The sequence below is a fragment of the Streptomyces sp. NPDC127084 genome (assembly GCF_042724175.1).
Classification (GTDB): Bacteria; Actinomycetota; Actinomycetes; order Streptomycetales; family Streptomycetaceae; genus Streptomyces.
Genome location: NZ_JBHXFA010000439.1, coordinates 1 through 1,025, shown reverse-complemented (window position 1 = coordinate 1,025; position 1,025 = coordinate 1). Strand labels below are relative to the sequence as shown.

Annotated in this window: 1 pseudogene; it reads left to right on the top strand. The window is 71.2% G+C overall.

Going from position 1 to position 1,025, the window contains the following annotated elements:
• Window positions 1-1,025: pseudogene (locus ACFWI9_RS34825) on the top strand (hypothetical protein); the annotation flags it as partial.

The window sequence follows — 1,025 nt, the reverse complement described above, 5'->3', positions numbered from 1 at the left end:
GGGCACAAGGCTGAACGCGTCGGCAAGAAGTACCAGTGGCTGGGACTGCACGAGCTGGTGGAGCGACTGGCCAATCACCGGCACGTGATCCAGGCCGACGCCGGTGACCCCGCACGCTATCCGGGTGCCGAAGCGCTGCTGCTGATCGACATCGACCCCACACTGCCCCCTGCCGCGCACCCGCTGTCCCCGGCCGCCACCACCGAGCCCGAGGGGACGGCCGCGGCGGACACCGCTCACGCCACCTTTCCTCCCGCCCCTCTCGACGGGCGGTGGAATCCCCCGCCGCCCGTGCTGCCCACCTCCGACCGGCTCGTCGACTGGCTGCAGCACGACACTGGGCTGCCGGATCTGGGCCGGCTCGCGGAGCGCGAGGACGACCAGGGCTGGCAGTGGGTCGTCCTGTACGAGCACGCCGCAGACAGCGTCGGCGGGCCCGACGGGGAGTGGAAGGGGCAGGCCGAGCAGTGGCACCTCATCCACAGCTGGCTGCTGGATGCCGCTCACTACCGGCCTGCCATGGAGTTCCTCGCCTCCCGCACTCTCATGGGCCGCTGGATGCCTGAAATCCCCTCCCGGCACGGCATCTACCTCTCCGACCTCCCCCAGCGCCCCCTGGAGCGCGAGGACCGCGACCACGAAATGCGGTTCATCGACTACGGCGCCGACCCCGACACCCCGACACCGGACTCCTCCTCCCCCACGCCACAGCCACCCGCCCGCCCCCGGCGCAGAGCTATGACCCCCGACGACCTCACCCAGGCAAACGAGTACCTCGACCACCTCCTGGGCAAGCTCGGCTACCGCGACGGCAATGCCACCACACGGGAACAGCAACTGCACGAACTGGCCGAACACTGGGGCAAGGCCCCGGACACCGACACCGCTCCCACACCCCCTCCGCCCGCAACAGACCCGCGCGTCACCGCCCGCGACGCCGACGGACGGCCGCTGCACGCGCTACCGGCCGTCCAGGAGTACAACTGGAGCGCCAGCGGCCACGACTGCTCCCTGGACACCCCCGT